General features: G+C 71.5%; 11 protein-coding genes. 5 read left to right on the top strand and 6 right to left on the bottom strand.

Annotated elements, in window-relative coordinates:
- The first annotated feature begins 11 nt into the window (after positions 1 to 11).
- From AB4Y76_RS14710 to AB4Y76_RS14700, 3 genes are all read left to right on the top strand, one after another.
- Positions 12 to 1,661, top strand: coding sequence for an acyl-CoA synthetase (locus AB4Y76_RS14710; protein ID WP_441926534.1), 1,650 nt, complete (start codon positions 12 to 14; stop codon positions 1,659 to 1,661).
- Positions 1,661 to 2,761 (top strand): NAD(P)H-dependent flavin oxidoreductase, encoded by a 1,101-nt coding sequence (locus tag AB4Y76_RS14705; protein ID WP_441926532.1) that lies wholly within the window; start codon positions 1,661 to 1,663, stop codon positions 2,759 to 2,761. The genes AB4Y76_RS14710 and AB4Y76_RS14705 overlap by 1 nt, the downstream gene beginning before the upstream one ends.
- 104 nt (positions 2,762 to 2,865) lie before the next feature.
- Entirely contained in the window at positions 2,866 to 4,359 is a 1,494-nt protein-coding gene (locus AB4Y76_RS14700; protein ID WP_441926530.1) for a hypothetical protein, read from the top strand.
- On the opposite strand, the gene AB4Y76_RS14695 is transcribed toward AB4Y76_RS14700, so the two are convergent.
- The gene (locus tag AB4Y76_RS14695) at positions 4,328 to 5,632 is read right to left on the bottom strand and encodes a cytochrome P450 (protein ID WP_441926528.1); all 1,305 of its coding nucleotides are present in this window, start codon (positions 5,630 to 5,632) and stop codon (positions 4,328 to 4,330) included. The two genes, AB4Y76_RS14700 and AB4Y76_RS14695, sit on opposite strands and share 32 nt — an antisense overlap.
- 121 nt (positions 5,633 to 5,753) lie before the next feature.
- Here AB4Y76_RS14695 and AB4Y76_RS14690 point away from each other — a divergent pair, with 121 nt between their 5' ends.
- Entirely contained in the window at positions 5,754 to 7,217 is a 1,464-nt protein-coding gene (locus tag AB4Y76_RS14690; RefSeq protein WP_441926526.1) for an LVIVD repeat-containing protein, read from the top strand.
- Between the two features lie 144 nt (positions 7,218 to 7,361).
- On the opposite strand, the gene AB4Y76_RS14685 is transcribed toward AB4Y76_RS14690, so the two are convergent.
- On the bottom strand, positions 7,362 to 8,678 hold the full coding sequence (locus AB4Y76_RS14685) for a DUF222 domain-containing protein (RefSeq protein WP_441926524.1): 1,317 nt from the start codon (positions 8,676 to 8,678) through the stop codon (positions 7,362 to 7,364).
- 248 nt (positions 8,679 to 8,926) lie between these two features.
- Here AB4Y76_RS14685 and AB4Y76_RS14680 point away from each other — a divergent pair, with 248 nt between their 5' ends.
- On the top strand, positions 8,927 to 10,483 hold the full coding sequence (locus AB4Y76_RS14680; protein WP_441926522.1) for a peptide MFS transporter: 1,557 nt from the start codon (positions 8,927 to 8,929) through the stop codon (positions 10,481 to 10,483).
- A 125-nt stretch (positions 10,484 to 10,608) separates the two neighbouring features.
- Here the strand turns inward: AB4Y76_RS14680 and uvrA are convergent, their stop codons facing one another.
- The 4 genes from uvrA to AB4Y76_RS14660 form a co-directional block, all read right to left on the bottom strand.
- Entirely contained in the window at positions 10,609 to 13,116 is a 2,508-nt protein-coding gene (gene uvrA / locus AB4Y76_RS14675) for an excinuclease ABC subunit UvrA (protein WP_441926520.1), read from the bottom strand.
- Positions 13,117 to 13,184: 68 nt separating this feature from the next.
- Positions 13,185 to 13,916 carry an RDD family protein gene (locus AB4Y76_RS14670; RefSeq protein ID WP_441926518.1) on the bottom strand — a complete coding sequence of 244 codons (732 nt, stop codon included), beginning with the start codon at positions 13,914 to 13,916 and terminating at the stop codon, positions 13,185 to 13,187.
- A 29-nt stretch (positions 13,917 to 13,945) separates the two neighbouring features.
- Entirely contained in the window at positions 13,946 to 15,493 is a 1,548-nt protein-coding gene (locus tag AB4Y76_RS14665) for an AMP-binding protein (protein WP_441926517.1), read from the bottom strand.
- A gap of 1 nt (position 15,494) precedes the next feature.
- Positions 15,495 to 16,595, bottom strand: coding sequence for an acyl-CoA dehydrogenase family protein (locus tag AB4Y76_RS14660; RefSeq protein ID WP_441926515.1), 1,101 nt, complete (start codon positions 16,593 to 16,595; stop codon positions 15,495 to 15,497).
- Positions 16,596 to 16,606 lie beyond the last annotated feature (11 nt).

Raw genomic sequence — 16,606 nt, 5'->3', positions numbered from 1 at the left:
GTATTCGGGACATGGCCTTGAACATCGCTGACCTCTTCGAGCACGCCGTCGACGCGGCCCCCGACAAGCCCGCCGTGAAGGTGGGGGAGCGCACCGTCACCTACGCCGAGCTGGAGGCCGAGTCCAACAAGCTCGCGCATTACCTCCAGGCGCAGGGCGTCAAGCCCGGCGACCACGTCGCGGTCTACGCCAAGAACAGCATCGAGCACGTCGTCGCCGTGCTCGCGATCGTCAAGATCCGCGCGGTCAACATCAACGTCAACTACCGCTACGTCGAGGGCGAGCTCAACTACCTCTTCGAGAACGCCGACGTGGTCGCGCTGATCGTGGAGCGGACCTACGCGCCGCTGGTCGCGAAGACCAAGCCGAACCACCCGAAGCTCCAGACCGTCGTCGTCGTCCCCGACGTGATCGAGCCGGACGACCAGTCCGACGTCTCCGAGTTCGGCGGCGTCCTGTACGCCGACGCGATCGCCGACCAGTCCGCCGAGCGCGACTTCGCCGAGCGCAGCGCCGACGACCTGCACATCATCTACACCGGCGGCACCACCGGCTTCCCGAAGGGCGTCATGTGGCGCCACGAGGACTTCTGGCGGACCCTCGGCGGCGGCATCGACTTCTACACCGGTGACCACCTCGACGAGTACGACCAGTCCAAGCAGGCCGCTCAGGACGGCCGGATGGTCACCTTCCCGCTCAGCCCRCTCATGCACGGCGGCGCCCAGGCCGGCCTGCTGATGCACCTGTTCGCCGGGCACCTGACGATCCTGGAGCCGAAGTTCGACCCCCAGCGCACCTGGGAGATCATCGACGAGAACGGCGTCATGCTGATCTTCATGACCGGCGACGCGATGGCCCGTCCGCTGATCGAGGAGTTCGAGCGCAAGGCCGCGACCGACGCGCCGTACACGGGGGCGAGCCTGTTCGCCGTCTCCAGCAGCGCGGCGATCTTCTCCCCGGAGGTCAAGGAGCGCTGGATCAACGCGCTGCCGAACCCCGTCTACACCGACTCGGTCGGCGCCTCGGAGACCGGCTTCCAGGGCATGGGCATGCAGGACAAGGCGCACATCTCCAGCGACGGCCCGGTCGTCGGCCTCGGCCCGAACAGCGTCGTCATCGACGAGCAGAACAACGTGCTCGACCTGGAGAAGAACGTCGGCGTCATCGGTCGCCTCGGCCGCGGCGGCTCGGTGCCGGTCGGCTACTACAAGGACGAGGCCAAGTCCGCGCAGACGTTCCTCGTCATCGACGGCAAGCGCTACTCGGTGCCCGGCGACTTCGCCCGGATCGAGGAGGGCAACCGGGTCACCCTGCTCGGCCGCGGCTCGAACTGCGTCAACACCGGCGGCGAGAAGGTCTACCCCGAGGAGGTCGAGATGGCGATCAAGCGCCACCCGGCCGTCTACGACGTCCTCGTCGTCGGCATCCCGGACGAGAAGTTCGGTCAGGCCGTCGCCGCCGTCGTCCAGCCCCGCGAGGGCGAGACCGTCGAGCTGGAGGACCTGCGCGAGTTCCTGCGCGAGTTCCTGTCCGGCTACAAGCTTCCCCGGGCGATGACCCTCGTCCCGGAGATCCCGCGCAATGCCACCGGCAAGGCGCAGTACCCCCGTGCCAAGGAGCTTCTGCTCGAGGCCAAGGCTGCCGAAGGAGCAAACGCCTGATGCGTACCGAACTGTGTGAGCGGCTCGGAATCGAGTACCCGATCTTCGCCTTCACCCCGTCCGAGAAGGTCGCCGCGGCGGTCTCCCGGGCCGGCGGGCTGGGCGTGCTGGGGGCGGTCCGGTTCAACGACGCCAGCGAGCTCGACGAGACGCTGACCTGGATGGACGAGAACACCGACGGCAAGCCGTACGGCGTCGACATCGTGATGCCGATGAAGATCCCCACCGAGGGCAAGTCGGTCGACCTCAAGGAGCTCATCCCGGGTGAGCACGTCACCTTCGTGGAGGAGACGCTGCGCAAGCTCGGCGTTCCGCCGCTCCCGGAGGGCGAGGGCCGCGAAGGGGTCCTGGGCTGGCTGCACTCGACCGCGCGCTCGCACGTGGACGTCGCCCTGCAGCACCGCCCGGTGCTGATCGCCAACGCCCTCGGCACCCCGCCGCAGGACGTCATCGAGCTGGCCCACGAGCACGGCGTCCTGGTCGCCGCGCTGGCCGGCGCCGGCAAGCACGCCGCCTCGCACGTCGCCAACGGCGTCGACATCATCGTGTCGCAGGGCTACGAGGCCGGCGGCCACACCGGCGAGATCGCCAGCATGGTGCTCACCCCGGAGATCGTGGACTCGGTCGGCCCGGACGTTCCGGTTCTCGCCGCCGGCGGCATCGGCTGCGGCCGCCAGGTCGCCGCGTCGCTCGCGCTCGGCGCGCAGGGCGTGTGGACCGGGTCGCTGTGGCTGACCGTCGCCGAGTACGACCTGGGTCAGAGCGACGCGATCCAGCGCGCGCTGCTCAAGGCGAGCTCGGCCGACACCGTCCGCAGCCGCGTCTACACCGGCAAGCCGGCCCGCCTGCTGAAGAACAAGTGGACCGCCGCGTGGGAGGAGGAGGGTGCCCCAGCGCCGCTCCCGATGCCGTTGCAGAACCTGCTCGTCTCCGACGCGCACAACCGGATGAGCGCCGCCGACGACCCGGACGTCGTCGCGATGCCGGCCGGCCAGATCATCGGCCGCACCAACGAGGTGAAGCCGGTCGCCCAGGTGATGGCCGAGCTCATCGCCGAGTACGAGGAGACCGTCGCCCGCCTGGAGAAGATCCGCGGCTGACGTCAACGCTGGTCGAGGAGGGCCGTCAGGGCCCGTCTCGAAACCGACGCACCCGCCCGGCGAGACGCCGGGCGGGTGCGTTCGTTCTCCCCTAGGGTCGGCCCATGGTCGTGAACAGCCCGGCTCCCTCCCGCCCGGCCGCCGCTCGTCGGTTGCTCGTCGTCCTCCTCGCCGTCCTCGTCGGCGTCGGGGCCTGGACCGTCTCCGGCACCTCCGGCGCCAGCGTCCCGTCGGTGGCGCCGCCGGTGCCGAAGGCGCACTGCGGCCCCGGGTCGCTGCCCGAGACCTCCACGCAGGGCCGGGTCCCGGCGCGGGACTACGCCTCCGGGCGCGCGGCCCGCGGCTACCGCTGCAACACCGCCCAGGTCGGGCACCAGGGGAGCTCCGGCGGTTTCAAGACGCTGCGCTACACCGACGCCCAGGGGCACACCTGCGCCTTCTACGACTCGACCCTCACCGTCCCGCGCGACGTCGTCTCGAACATCCTCTCCGGGGACGGGCTCGGCGTCGTCGTGCTCGACATGACGAACCCGGCCAAGCCCCGCAAGACCGCCAACCTGGTCTCGGTCGGGATGCTCAGCCCGCACGAGTCGCTGCTGGTCAACGCCCGGCGCGGCCTGCTCGTCGGCGTGATGGGCACCGCGGTCACCGCCCCCGGCATCCTCGACGTGTACGACGTGAAGAACGACTGCCGGCACCCGAAGCTGCTCTCCACCTCGCTGGAGGGGATCCTCGGCCACGAGAGCGGCTTCTCGCCGGACGGGAAGACCTACTACGTCGCCGGCATCCTCGGCACCCTGACCGCGGTCGACCTGACGAACCCGCGCCGGCCGAAGCGGATCTTCGCCCAGACCGGCGTCGTCTACCACGGCCTGCGGCTCTCCTCCGACGGCCGCACCATGTACGTCGCCAACGTCGGCCAGCCCTCGCCTGGAGGCATCACCGGGGGCGGCCTGCGGATCCTCGACGTCAGCCAGATCCAGGAACGGCGGGCGAGCCCGAAGGTGAAGGTCCTCTCGACGATGACCTGGCACGGCGTCTCGATCCCGCAGGTGGCCGAGCCGTTCACCCGCAACGGGCACCAGTACGTCCTCGAGGTCGACGAGTTCGTGGACCTGTTCGGCTTCAAGGGCCTGCTCAACGTGGTGCACTCGCCGGTCGGCGCGGCCCGGATCATCGACGTGGACGACCCGCGGCACCCGCGCGTGGTCAGCGACATCCGGCTCAAGGTGCACCAGCCCGACCAGCGCGGGGGAGCCCAGCTCCAGGACCCGATGGCCTGGTTCCCGGCGCAGGGCTACGCGGCGCACTACTGCGGGATGCCGACCCGGAACAACCCGAAGATCGCCGGCTGCTCGATGATCCTCTCCGGCCTGCGCCTCTTCGACATCCGCGACGTCAGGCACCCGAAGGAGGTCGGCTACTTCAACAAGCCGAAGACGGCCCTCGACAAGCTCGCGCTCATCCCCGCGATCGGCGGCTACGCGATGTCCCAGCCCGCGTGGGACGTGCGCCGGAACTCGGTCTGGTACACCGACACGAACTCCGGTTTCTACGTCGTCCGGCTCACCAACGGCGTGCAGAAGCTGCTGCACTGACGGGCACCGACTCGTAGCCGCGCAGCACCCGGGTCGCGCGTCGCTCCGGGGTGCCGACCACCCGCAGGCCGGGGAACCGGTCGTAGAGGACCTCCAGGCCGATCCGAGCCTCCATCCGGGCCAGGCTCGCGCCCACGCAGAAGTGCACGCCGGCCGAGAACGACAGGTGCCGGTCGGCGTCGCTGCGGGTGACGTCGAACGTCTGCGGGTCGGCGAACACGTCCGGGTCCCGGTTGGCGCCACCGAGGTAGGTGAGGACCGCCGTCCCTGCGCGCACGTCGACGCCGTCGACCGTGGTGTCCTCCTTGGCCTGGCGGAGGGTCAGCTGCACCGGAGCGTCGTACCGGAGGACCTCCTCGACCGCACGGCCCCACCGGCCCGGGTCGGCGAGGACCAGCGCGCGCTGGTCGGGGTAACGGTCCAGGAGGACCACCGCGTTGCCGATCAGGTTCACCGTGGTCTCGAACCCGGCGCCGAGCAGGAGCAGGCCGGTGGCGCGGACCTCGAGATCGCTCAGCCCTTCCGCCTCCTGGACCTGCACCAGGTGGCTGAGCAGGTCCTCGCCGGGGTCGCGCCGCAGCCGGCCCAGGTGGACGTCGAACCAGTCGTGGAGCTGCCGGATCGCGGTCTCCGAGGTGCGGTACTCCCGCCAGCCGAGGCCCGGGTCGAGGCTGACCGCGGCCTGGTTGCCCCAGTGCAGCAACCGGTCGCGCTCGTTGGCCGGGACGCCGAGGAGCTCGGCGATGACCGCCAGGGGGAGCTGGGCCGCGAAGTCCTCGACGACGTCCACCGGCTCGCTCCGGGCGGCCAGCCGGTCGGCGAGGCGCTCCGCGACGGACCGGACCTTCGCCTCCATGCCGTCGACCGCCCGTGCGGTGAAGGCGCGGGCGACCGGGCGGCGGTAGCGGGCGTGCTGCGGCGGGTCCACGGCCAGCATCGACGGCGGGTCGACCGGGCCCAGCGCGCGCTCGTCGACGGCCCAGTTCCACAGCCGGCGCAGCGGGGGAGGGAGCTCCTCGTGGCCGCCGGCGACCGTGAAGGCGTCGCTGCGCAGCACCTGGTTCGCGAGCGCGTGGTCCACCGTGGCGGCGGCCAGGCGGCCGTGCACCAGCCGTCCGCGCGTGCGCAGCTCCTCGTACGCCGCGAACGGGTCCGCGCGCAGCTCCGGGCTGATCGCGAGCCGGGCGATCAGGTCGCCGCGCCGCGCCGCGGACGTCAGGAAGTAGCGGGTCGTGCCGTGTGCGAGACCCCAGGTGATGCCCGAACGGATCATGGGGCCGAGCCTAGGCACCTCGGGGCCGGGCGGCATCCGACCGGGGTCGGAAGGTTCCCGGGAGCCAGGCGGCGAGACGAGACGGACCGTAGCGGGATCGCCGCGCCGTCGTTGAACGTGCATGGTCGTTCGCACCGCCCGCTCGGGCCGGGCCGCCCTCCGTCGTCTGCTGGTCGTCGTCGCGCTCTGCCTCGGGCTGGGCGCCGCGTGGTCCCTGACCGGGATCGCCGGGGCGGACGACGTACCGGACCGGCAGGCCGTGCCGCAGGCGGACTGCGGTCCGGGTGCGCTGCCGGAGACCTCGACCCAGGGCCGGGTGCCGAAGTCGGACTTCGACTCCGGCCGTGCCGCGCAGGGTTACCTCTGCAACACCGCCGAGGTCGCCCACCAGGGCGTCAGCGGCGGCTTCAAGACCCTGCGGTACACCGACGCCCAGGGCAACACCTGTGCCTTCTACGACTCCACCGCGCTGGTCCCGCCCACCTCGCTGATCACGAACCTGCTCTCCGGCGCCGGCGTCGGCGTCGTCGTGCTCGACATGAACGACCCGGCCCACCCGAAGCGGACCGCCAACCTGACCACGCCCGCGATGCTCGCGCCGCACGAATCGCTGCTGGTCAACCAGCAGCGCGGCCTGCTCGTCGGCACCCTCGGCACCGCGCTGACCGCGCCCGGCGCGCTCGACGTGTACGACGTGAGGACCGACTGCCGCAAGCCCAGGCTGCTCTCCACCAGCCTCGCCGGGATCCTCGGGCACGAGACGGGGTTCGCGCCCGACGGCAAGACGCTCTACGTCTCCAGCACCATCTTCACGCTGGTGGCCGTCGACCTCACCGACCCGCGGTTCCCGGAGACGATCACCGTCATCCCGAACGTCCAGTACCACGGCATGCGGCTCTCCGACGACGGCCGCACCCTGTACGCCGCCCACATCGGTCAGCCCGGCCCGAACCTCATCTCCGGCGGCGGGCTGCGGATCCTCGACGTCAGCCAGATCCAGGACCGCAAGCCCAACCCGCAGGTCCCCGTGCTCGCCACCATGACCTGGCACGGCTCCTCGATCCCGCAGGTCGCCGAGCCCTTCACCCGCGACGGCCACCAGTACCTGCTCGAGGTCGACGAGTTCCAGGACATCTTCTCCCTCTCCGGCCTCACCGACCTCGTGCACTCCCCGGTCGGGGCGGCCCGGATCATCAACGTCGACGACCCGCGGCACCCGTTCCAGGTCTCCGACATCCGCCTCCAGGTGCACCAGCCCGCCGAGCACGCGGGAGAGCAGCGCAACGACCCCGGAGCAGCCAGCCCGCTCGGCGGCTACGCCGGCCACTACTGCGGGATGCCGACGCGGGACAACCCCGACATCGCCGGCTGCTCGATGATCCTCTCCGGACTGCGTCTCTTCGACATCCGGGACGTCGAGCACCCGAAGGAGGTCGGCTACTTCAACAAGCCCACCTCCAGCGGCTCCGCCGCCTACTCCCAGCCCGCCTGGGACCCGGCCAACGGCAGCGTCTGGTACACCGACACGAGCACGGGGTTCTGGAACGTGCGGCTGACGAACGGGGTGCAGGACCTGCTGCCGTAGGTCATGTCCACCGCCTGCGTCGGCGTGACGACACCGGTGTTCGAGCTGTTCTGAGCCGCCGTCAGGTCCGTGCAGGCTCGCGCCGACGCAGCTGAACGGCCACCCGGTGCGAGTGACGGTCACTGGTCACAGCGGTCAGTCGGTTCAGCTGCCGGGTGGGTCGACGGGTCGTGGGGTGAGCTGGCGGGTGCCGGTCTGGTCGCGGAGGTAGGTGTAGCCGGCTGGTGATCGCCAGCGGTAGGTCCCGGGTCTCTGGGCTTCGTAGTGCCAGCCGGCGTGGGTTTTGAGGCGGTGGTGGTGGCGGCAGAGGGCGGCGAGGTTCGAGGTCCGGGTCTGGTCGTTGCCGCCGTCGGGGTCGTAGGGCTCGATGTGGTCGAGGTCGCACGCTCTCGCGTTGCGGGTGCAGTAGGGGAACACGCAGGTCCGGTCTCGGAGGATCACGTGTTCGCGGAGCCGGTCGGAGGGCTGGTAGGCCGTGGTCGCGAGTTCGTCGTTGAGGTCGATCACCGGGCGGATGGTGATCTGGGCGCCGGGAGCTTTCAGCCAGCCCTGGATCTGTTCCTGGGAGATCAGGTGGGGTCCGCGGTTCTCCAGGCGGCCGAAGGGGTCGCGGGGGTCGAGGTGGAGGTAGAGCGTGACCGGCCGGCGGGCCACCGGTGGTTGAGGAAGGCGCTCCGCGCCCACCGGTGGTTGAGGAAGGCGCGCAGCGCCTGTCTCGAAACCCCCGGGCAACACCATCTCGCCGCGGGCCAGGTTCCCCAGTGCTTCGGCGCGGCGGGCGTCCAGGGAGGCTTCGGAGCCCCATTCCTTGAGCTGGGCCGCGTCGGCGGAGAGGCGGGCGTCGAGGTCGAGGGCATCGACCAGGTCGAGCTCGCCGTGGATCAGGGAGGTGCCTTCGAAGGAGACCTGGTGGTGGTCCACGGTCACGTGGCGCTGATCAGCGCGACGTTCGGCGATCTCGCGGGCGGTCTGGGGCATGAACGTCGCGATCGCTGCGTCGACCAGCCGGTCGGTCTCCGCCGCCCCGATCCGGTGGGCGAACCGGGCGACCTGCGCATCGACGTACGCGGCGGCCTCCATCGACAGGTGCAGGGTCTTGGAGGCGATCAGTCGCGCTCGCCACACCTTCAGGGTGCCGGTGGTGATGCGGTGCCAGACCCGGGGCAGCCGGTGGGCGAGCTCCATCGCCTCGGCGATCAGCGCGCGCCCGGAGTGATCCGACATCCCGAGCGCGGCGGAGAACTCGGTGACGCAGAAGTTCGACACCAACGGCGCACCCTCACCGGCCAGCGGGACCGGGCTGTCACCCCAAGTCGCGGCAAAGTCCGGATCGGAGACGGTGTGCGCCCCGGCCCAGGCGACGGCTTGGACCAGGACCTCGACCTCGGCGGTGTCCGCCTCCGAGCGGGCACGACGAGCAGCAGCCAGTGCCGTTGCTGCGTCGAGGGTGCCGGTCGTCATGGGACGAATCTACGGACCGGCACCGACAGTCTTGGTGTCGGAGTTCGCCTTGTCCACAGGGCAATTCCGGGGTCGCTTCCGTTGGCCGCACACCCTGGGCCCCGGCCAACGGAAGCGTCTGGTGCACCGACACGAGCATCGGGTCCTGGGATGTGCGCCTGACGAACGGGTGCAGGTCCTGCTGCCCGAGCGCGAGGATGCTCGACAGTCCGATACGCCTCTGCGAGCATCCTGATGTGGAAGCAGACGTGGTTGTCGCCGGAAGCGGGAAGACGTTCTTCGGACACCCGGGTGGGCTGTCGACGCTGTTCTTCACCGAGATGTGGGAGCGGTTCTCGTACTACGGGATGCGCGCGATCCTGGTCCTCTACCTCACCGCCCCCGTGCTCGGCCCCGACGGCGGCCCGGCGAGCAACCCCGGACTGAATCTGGACGACGGGACCGCGGCGGCCATCTACGGCACCTACACGGGCCTGGTGTACCTGACGCCCGTCGCAGGTGGCTGGCTCGCCGACCGCGTGTTCGGACTCCGGCGCTCGGTGCTCTGGGGTGGCTTGGTGATCGCCGCCGGGCACTTCCTGATGGCCGTTCCGGTCGAGGCGATGTTCTGGGTGGGCCTGGTCGCGATCGCGCTGGGGACCGGCCTGTTGAAGCCCAACATCTCGGGCCTGGTGGGCAAGCTCTACTCCGAGGAGGACACCCGCCGCGACGCCGGGTTCTCGTTGTTCTACATGGGCATCAACATCGGGTCGTTCCTCGCCCCGATCGTGTGCGGGACCCTCGGCGAGCAGTACAACTGGCACCTCGGCTTCGCTGCTGCTGGAGTCGGGATGGCTCTCGGAGTCGTCCAGTACGTGGTGGGCGGCCGCCGGCGCCTCCAGGGCGTCGGTGAGCAGCCCGAGTCGCCCGCCTCGCCGGCCGAGCGGAACCAGGCCCTGCAGGTCGGCGGGGTGGTCCTGCTGGTCGTCTCCGGCCTGATCGTCCTGCTCTCGGTGCTCGGCGACGGCTTCAGCATCACCTCGGTCACCAACGCCATCTCGATCTTCATCCTGCTCGTGCCGATCGTCTACTTCCGGCAGCTGTTCCGGCGCAAGGACCTGAGCGAGGCCGAGCGCGGTCACGTCCGCGCGTTCGTGTGGGTGTTCCTGGGCGCCGCCGTCTTCTGGATGCTCTTCGAGCAGGCGGGCTCCACGCTCACCCTGTTCGCCAACGACGTCACCCAGCTCACCGTCGGTGGCGATGCCTATCGGCCCATCCTGGTCAACCAGCCCTCGGTCCTCACCGAGTCGTCCTTGTACGGCTGGGACCTTCCGGCGTCGTGGCTGCAGTCGGTCAACCCCCTGCTCATCGTGATCTTCGCGCCGGTCTTCTCCGCGATCTGGCTCCGCCTGGGCGACCGCGCCCCGCGGACCTCGGTGAAGTTCGCGATCGCGCTGGTCGGGATCGGACTCTCCTTCGCGATGCTCGCCATCCCGATGCAGCACTACCTGGAGACCGGTCAGAAGGCAGGCGTGTCCTGGTTGCTGATCGTCTACCTGGTACAGACCTGGGCCGAGCTGCTGCTCTCACCCAACGGATTGTCCGCGACCACCAAGCTCGCGCCGACCGGCACCATCGGGCAGATGCTCGCCCTGTGGTTCCTCGCCACGTCGGTCGGCACCACCATGGGCGGCCAGATCGCCCGGCTGACCGCCGACGACCCCACGCAGACCTTCGTGCTCTGCGGCGTCCTGGCAATCTCCTTCGGCGTCGTCATGTTCGTCATGTCGCGGCGCATCTCGGCCCTCATGGGCGCCGTGCACTGACGGGCCCTGCTGTGCGTGCGCCGTCTCGACAAGCTCGACGACCGCAGCTCGACGACCGCAGTTCGACGACGACAGCTCGACGACAGGCGCCGGGCTCATCCCCTGCCTTGCTTGCGGAGCCCGAGCTAGCCGCTGCGTCCTGCCTCGGCGAGGCGCCGGCGGAGGTACGGCGCCGTGACCCCGGTCGAGGCTGCGGCCACCTGGGCGGGCGTTCCGGTCGCGACGACCCGGCCGCCGGCATCACCGCCGCCGGGGCCGAGGTCGATCACCCAGTCGGCGGTGGCGACGGCGTCCAGGTCGTGCTCGACCAGGACGACGGTGTTGCCGCCGTCCACCAGGCGGTGCAGCTGACGCAGGAGGAGGTCGATGTCAGCCGGGTGCAGACCCGAGGTCGGCTCGTCGAGCAGGTAGAGCGCGTGCCCGCGTCGAGCGCGTTGCAGCTCGGTAGCGAGCTTGATCCGCTGCGCCTCGCCGCCGCTGAGCTCGGTCGCCGGTTGGCCCAGGCGCAGGTACCCCAGGCCCACGTCGCGCAGCGTCTCCAGGCTCCGGGAGGCGGCGGGGACGTCAGCCAGGAACTTCGCGGCGTCGTCCACGGTCATCGCCAGGACCTCGGCGATGGTCCGGCCCTCGTAGGTGACGTCGAGCGTCCTGTCGTTGTAGCGGGCCCCGCCGCACGTGGGACACGCTGCGTAGGTCCCGGGCAGGAAGAGCAGCTCGACCTCGACGAACCCCTCGCCGTTGCACGTCTCGCAGCGCCCCTCGGGCAGGTTGAACGAGAACCTGCCCGCGGTGTACCGGCGTCGACGCGCGGTCGGTGTCCCGGCGAAGAGCTTGCGGACCGCGTCGAACATCCCGGTGTACGTGGCCAGGTTGGAGCGCGGGGTACGGCCGATCGGCTTCTGGTCGACGATCACCAGGCGGTCGAGGCTCTCCAGACCGGTGACGTCCTGGACGTCGACCTGTAGGTCTGCGCCCTCCGGCTCCCCGTCCGGCACCAGACCGAGATGGCAGCGGACCAGGTCGGCCAGCACCTGGGTGACCAGGGTCGACTTGCCCGACCCGGAGACACCCGTCACGGCGGTGAGGACGCAGAGCGGGACGTCGACGGCGACGCCGTCGAGGTTGTGCCGGGTGACGCCGCGCAGGCGAAGCCACCCGTGGGGGTCACGGACCTCGTGCTCGAGCACCTCGGCGCGGCCGAACAGGTGGGCGCTGGTGGCGGACTCGGCGACGGGCTCCAGGCCGTCGACCGGCCCGGAGTACAGCACCCGGCCACCGCCCTCGCCGGCACCCGGGCCGATGTCGACGATCCAGTCGGCCCGCCGGACGACGTCCAGGTCGTGCTCGACGACGAACAGGGAGTTCCCGGCCCGCTTGAGCCGCTCGAGGACTTCGAGGAGCGGCTCCGCGTCGGCGGGGTGCAGGCCCGCGGAAGGCTCGTCGAGGACGTAGACCACGCCGAAGAGCCCGGAGCGCAGCTGGGTCGCGATCCGTAGCCGCTGGGCCTCGCCGGGGGAGAGGGTCGTGGAGCTCCGTCCGAGGCCGAGGTAGCCGAGGCCGAGGTCGAGCAGCACCTCGATGCGCGCCACCAGGTCTGCGCAGATCCGGACCGCGACCTCACTGGTCTCTCCCGAGCCGGCGGTCGGGACAGCCGCGGACGGGTCGGTCAGGCAGGCGACCGGACGCAGCAGCTCGGCGACCTGCGTCAACGGCATCCTGTTGACCTCGGCGATGCTCCGGCCCGCGAAYGTGACCGCGAGGGCTTCGGGTCGCAACCCGCTTCCGTGGCAGGTCGGGCACGGCACGTTCCGGGTGAACCGGAGGGCGCGCTCCCGCATCCGCTCGCTCCTGGAGTCCGCGAGGGTGTGCACGATGTACTTCCGGGCGCTCCAGAACGTGCCGTGGTAGCCGTGGTCGACACGGCCCGGCTCTGGTTCGATCAGCACCGATGGCTGCTCGTCGGTGAACAGGAGCCAGTCACGGTTCTTCTTCGACAGCCGCCGGAACGGCCTGTCGATGTCGATGCCGAGAGCGGCGACGATGCTGCGCAGGTTCGCCCCCTGCCAGGCGCCGGGCCAGGCGGCGATGGCTCCTTCGCGGATGCTCAGCGAGTCGTCCGGGACCAGCAGCTCCTCGACGACGTCGTGGACGACACCGAGACCGTGGCAGCGCGGACAGGCACCGGCGGCGGTGTTCGGCGAGAAGTCCTCGGCCTCCAGCCGCGGTGTGTTCCGCGGGTAGGACCCGGCCCGGGAGTAGAGCATCCGCAGCAGGTTCGAGAGCGTGGTGATCGTGCCGACCGACGACCTGCTGGACGGCGCCCCGCGGCGCTGCTGCAGCGCGACCGCCGGCGGCAGCCCGGTGATGTCCTGCACGTGCGGGGCGCCGACCTGCTCCAGCAGTCGGCGCGCGTACGGCGCCACCGATTCGAAGTAGCGCCGCTGGGCCTCGGCGTACAGCGTGCCGAAGGCGAGGGACGACTTGCCGGAGCCCGAGACCCCGGTGAAGGCGACCAGGGCATCGCGCGGGATGTCGACGTCGACCTCGCGGAGGTTGTGCTCGCTCGCCCCGCGGACGTGGACGAACCCGGCCCGTGTGCTGGGGACATCGAGGTGTTCGGTACGTGCCGTCACGCACTCCGTGTACCCGTCGCCGGAGACCGCACGCGTCCCCGCACGCCCCGACACGCCCGGAGGTGACCTCAGCCGACCTTGACGACGTTCGTGCCCGCGACCTTGTCGTGCAGCGCCTGCTTCTTCGGGTCCCACAGCGGCCACAGGTAGTTGAGCAGCTGGGCGATGCTGAAGGCGAAGCCGATGTACGGGACGGCGGCGAGCAGGCCGAGGGTGGCGGTGAAGCCGACGCGGGCGAGGATCGCGGACCAGGGGAGCGGGCCGGGGTGCTCGCGCAGCCGGACCCGCATGCCGAGGACCAGCTTGCCCGGGGTGGCCTGCTTCCAGTGCAGGAAGACGATGTTGTAGGCGAGCGAGACCAGGACCGGCAGCAGGAGCAGGATCAGGCCGGCGCCGTCGGTCGGGTCGAACAGGCTCGGCGGTGCGGGGGTCGCGGTTCCGTTCTCGGCGGCGGCCGAGACCTGGTCGAACCAGCGCTGCAGCTCGTCCCACTGGCTCGCGACGGCCGGTGCCAGCGCCAGCAGCACGACGGGGGCGAGCAGGATGCCGTCGATGACCTGGGCGAGCACCCGCCACCACCAGCCGGCGAGCGGGACGCCGTCGGGGGTCGACGGCACCGGGTTCGCGGAGGCCGGATAGGCGTAGGCCGGCGGCTGGTACGCCGGCGGGCCCGCGTAGGCGGGCGTCGGCATCTGGACGTGCTCGGTCCAGGCGACTCCGTCCCAGTAGCGCACCCGGCCGTAGCCGTCGGACTGCGGGGCGTTCGGGTCGGGGTACCAGCCTGCGGGGACCTGGGTCATGGGCGGAATCGTGGCAGATCGGGACGCCGTCAGGCGTACGAGGTGCCCCGTTCGGCACGGGTAAACGTGACGTCGTCCACGCCGGCGCCCTGCAGCTCGCGCTTGAGCACCTTGTTGGTGGCCGTGCGCGGCAGCGTGTCGAGCACGCGGACGAACCGCGGCCAGGCCTTCGGGCCGAGGTCGGGCTGGGCGGCGAGGAACTCCTCCCAGCCGTCCGGGGTGATCGGGGCGGTGGTGACCAGGGCGACGACGAGCTGGTCGCCCGAGCGCGGGTCCGGGACGGCGTACACGGCGGCCTCGGAGACGGCGGGGTGGCGCAGCAGGATCCGCTCGACCGGGGCCGCGGCGAGGTTCTCGCCGTCGACGCGCAGCCAGTCGGCGGTGCGGCCGGCGTAGTAGACCCAGCCGTCGGCGTCCCGGTAGGCCAGGTCGCCGCTCCAGTACATGCCGCCGCGCATCCGCTCGGCGGTGGCGGCCTCGTCGTTGTAGTAGCCGGCGAACTGGCCGGAGCCGGTGGTGTCCACCAGCTCGCCGACGCAGTCGTCGAGGTTGGTGACCCGCCCGTGCTCGTCGTACGTCGCCCGCGGGCTCTCGGTGCCGGTCTCCGGGTCGTACACGGCGACCCCGGGCGCGGGCTGGCCGAGCGACCCCGGCGGGGTGCCCTCGATCCGGCTCACGACGACGGCGTTCTCGGTGGAGCCGAAGCCGTCGACGACCCGGCAGCCGAACCGCTCGGCGAACGCGGCCGTGTCCCGGTCGCCGGCCTCGTTGCCGAAGACCAGCCGGAGCGGGTTGTCGGCGTCGTCGGGCTTCTCCGGGGTGGCCAGGACGTAGGCGAGCGGCTTGCCGACGTAGTTGGCGTAGGTGGCGCCGTACCGGCGGACGTCGTCGAGGAAGCCGCTGGCCGAGAACCGGGCGGCCAGCGCGACCTCGGCGCCGTTGGAGAGCGCCGGGCCCCAGCCGGCCATCACGCCGTTGGAGTGGAACAGCGGCATCGAGACGTAGTGCACGTCGTCGCCGCTGAGCCCGAGCCGCTCGGTGAGGTAGGCGGCCGGGTAGGTGACCTTCTCGTGCGTGATCCGGACGGCCTTCGGCTCGCCGCTGGTGCCGCTGGTGAAGATCAGCATGAAGAGGTCGTCGTCGGCCGGCTCGACGTCGGGCAGCGGGGCGTCCAGCGGCCACGGGTGGGTGGCCGCGTCGACGACGGTGATGCCGTCGAGGTCGAGGCCGTCGAGCAGCCCCGCCAGAGCGGGCTCGACGACGAGGACCTGGACGTCGGCCCGGCGGGCGTCGGCGAGGAGCGCCTCGCCGCGTCGGGTGCTGTTCAGGCCGACCAGGACGTGCGCGCCGAAGCCGGCCGCAGCGAGCTGGAAGGCCATCTCCGGGGTGTTCTCCAGGAGCACCCCGACGTGCGGCGGTCGCCCCTGGCTCCGGGCCTGGTCGAGCAGGTCGGCCAGTGCCGCCGCGCGGCCGCGGGCCCGGGCGACGTACTCGCGCCAGGTCCAGCGGTCGTCGCCGGCGCGCAGCCCGGGGGAGTCGTCCTCCGCCCGGGCCACGAGCAGTGCGCGGACGGACACCTCAGACGGGCTCGGCCGCGAGCAGGGCCCCGATCTTGCGGGCCTGCTCGGTGGTGCCGCCGAGGAGGAACTCCCCGAGCTTGCCGGTGGTGAAGTACCGGTGCGCCTCGCCGTCCATGTCGATGCCGACGCCGCCGTGGACGTGCACGGTGGTGTGCGCGACCTTGTGGCCGGCGTCCGCGGCCCACAGCTTCGCGCCGGCGACCTCGGTGGCGGCCGGGAGGCCCTCCTCGAGCCGCCAGGCGGCCTGCCACAGCATGAGGTCGGCGCCGAGGATGTCGATGTAGCCGTCGGCCAGGCGCTGCGAGACGGCCTGGAAGGTGCCGATCGGGCGGCCGAACTGCTCGCGCGTCTTCGCGTACGCCGCGGTCAGCTCCAGCGCGCCCTTGACGATGCCGAGCTCCAGCGCGGCGGCGGCGAGGGTGAGCCGCTGCTCGATCCACTCCACGATCGCGGCACCGTCGGCGAGGTCGCCGAGCAGGACGCCCGGGGCGCGCTCGAGCTCGACGCGGGCGACCTCGCCGCCGTCGCTGAGCCGCTGCGGGAGCACGTGGACGCCCGCGCCCGGCTCGACCAGGAACGCGGCCACGCCGTCGGGGGTGCTGGCCGGGACCAGGAACACCGCCGCCCGGGTGCCGGACGGCACGACGGTCTTGACGCCGGTGAGCAGCCAGGTGCCGCCGTCGGCCTCGGCGGTGGTGGTCGGGGTGACCGGAGCGTGCTCGCGCTCCTCGGAGAAGGCAGCGGTGAGCACCTTCTCGCCGGTGACCGCGCCCGGCAGCCAGGCCGCGCGGGTGGCGTCGTCGCCGAACTGCGCGATCGCCAGCGCGGTCGGCAGGTGGCTGGCGAGCGGGGCCGGGGCGACGAGCCTGCCGGCCTCGACGAGGACGCTGCAGAGCTCGAGCAGGCCGAGCCCGGCGCCGCCGTCGGCCTCGGGGAGGCTCAGGCCGAGCAGGCCGGCCTCGCCGAGCTTGCCCCACAGGGCCTCGTCGAAGCGGCCCTTGTCGGCGGCCTTGAGCCGGTCGGGGGTGCACTCGTTCTTGAAGATCGTCGCGGCCAGCTCGGCGGCGTCGTTCTGGGTCTCGCTGAGGGAGAAGTCCATGGTGAAGTCCT

Origin of the sequence: Marmoricola sp. RAF53 (assembly GCF_052114005.1) — a bacterium.
Lineage (GTDB): Bacteria > Actinomycetota > Actinomycetes > Propionibacteriales > Nocardioidaceae > Marmoricola.
Note: the sequence above shows the minus strand (reverse complement) of the source record. Positions and strands in the feature narration are given on the sequence as shown.

Coding starts and splice junctions, on each gene's coding strand:
- AB4Y76_RS14705 (WP_441926532.1), top strand. CDS start 1,661: ATGCGTACCGAACTGTGTGAGCGGCTCGGAATCGAGTACCCGATCTTC.
- AB4Y76_RS14700 (WP_441926530.1), top strand. CDS start 2,866: ATGGTCGTGAACAGCCCGGCTCCCTCCCGCCCGGCCGCCGCTCGTCGG.
- AB4Y76_RS14695 (WP_441926528.1), bottom strand. CDS start 5,632: ATGATCCGTTCGGGCATCACCTGGGGTCTCGCACACGGCACGACCCGC.
- AB4Y76_RS14690 (WP_441926526.1), top strand. CDS start 5,754: ATGGTCGTTCGCACCGCCCGCTCGGGCCGGGCCGCCCTCCGTCGTCTG.
- AB4Y76_RS14685 (WP_441926524.1), bottom strand. CDS start 8,678: ATGACGACCGGCACCCTCGACGCAGCAACGGCACTGGCTGCTGCTCGT.
- AB4Y76_RS14670 (WP_441926518.1), bottom strand. CDS start 13,916: ATGACCCAGGTCCCCGCAGGCTGGTACCCCGACCCGAACGCCCCGCAG.
- AB4Y76_RS14660 (WP_441926515.1), bottom strand. CDS start 16,595: ATGGACTTCTCCCTCAGCGAGACCCAGAACGACGCCGCCGAGCTGGCC.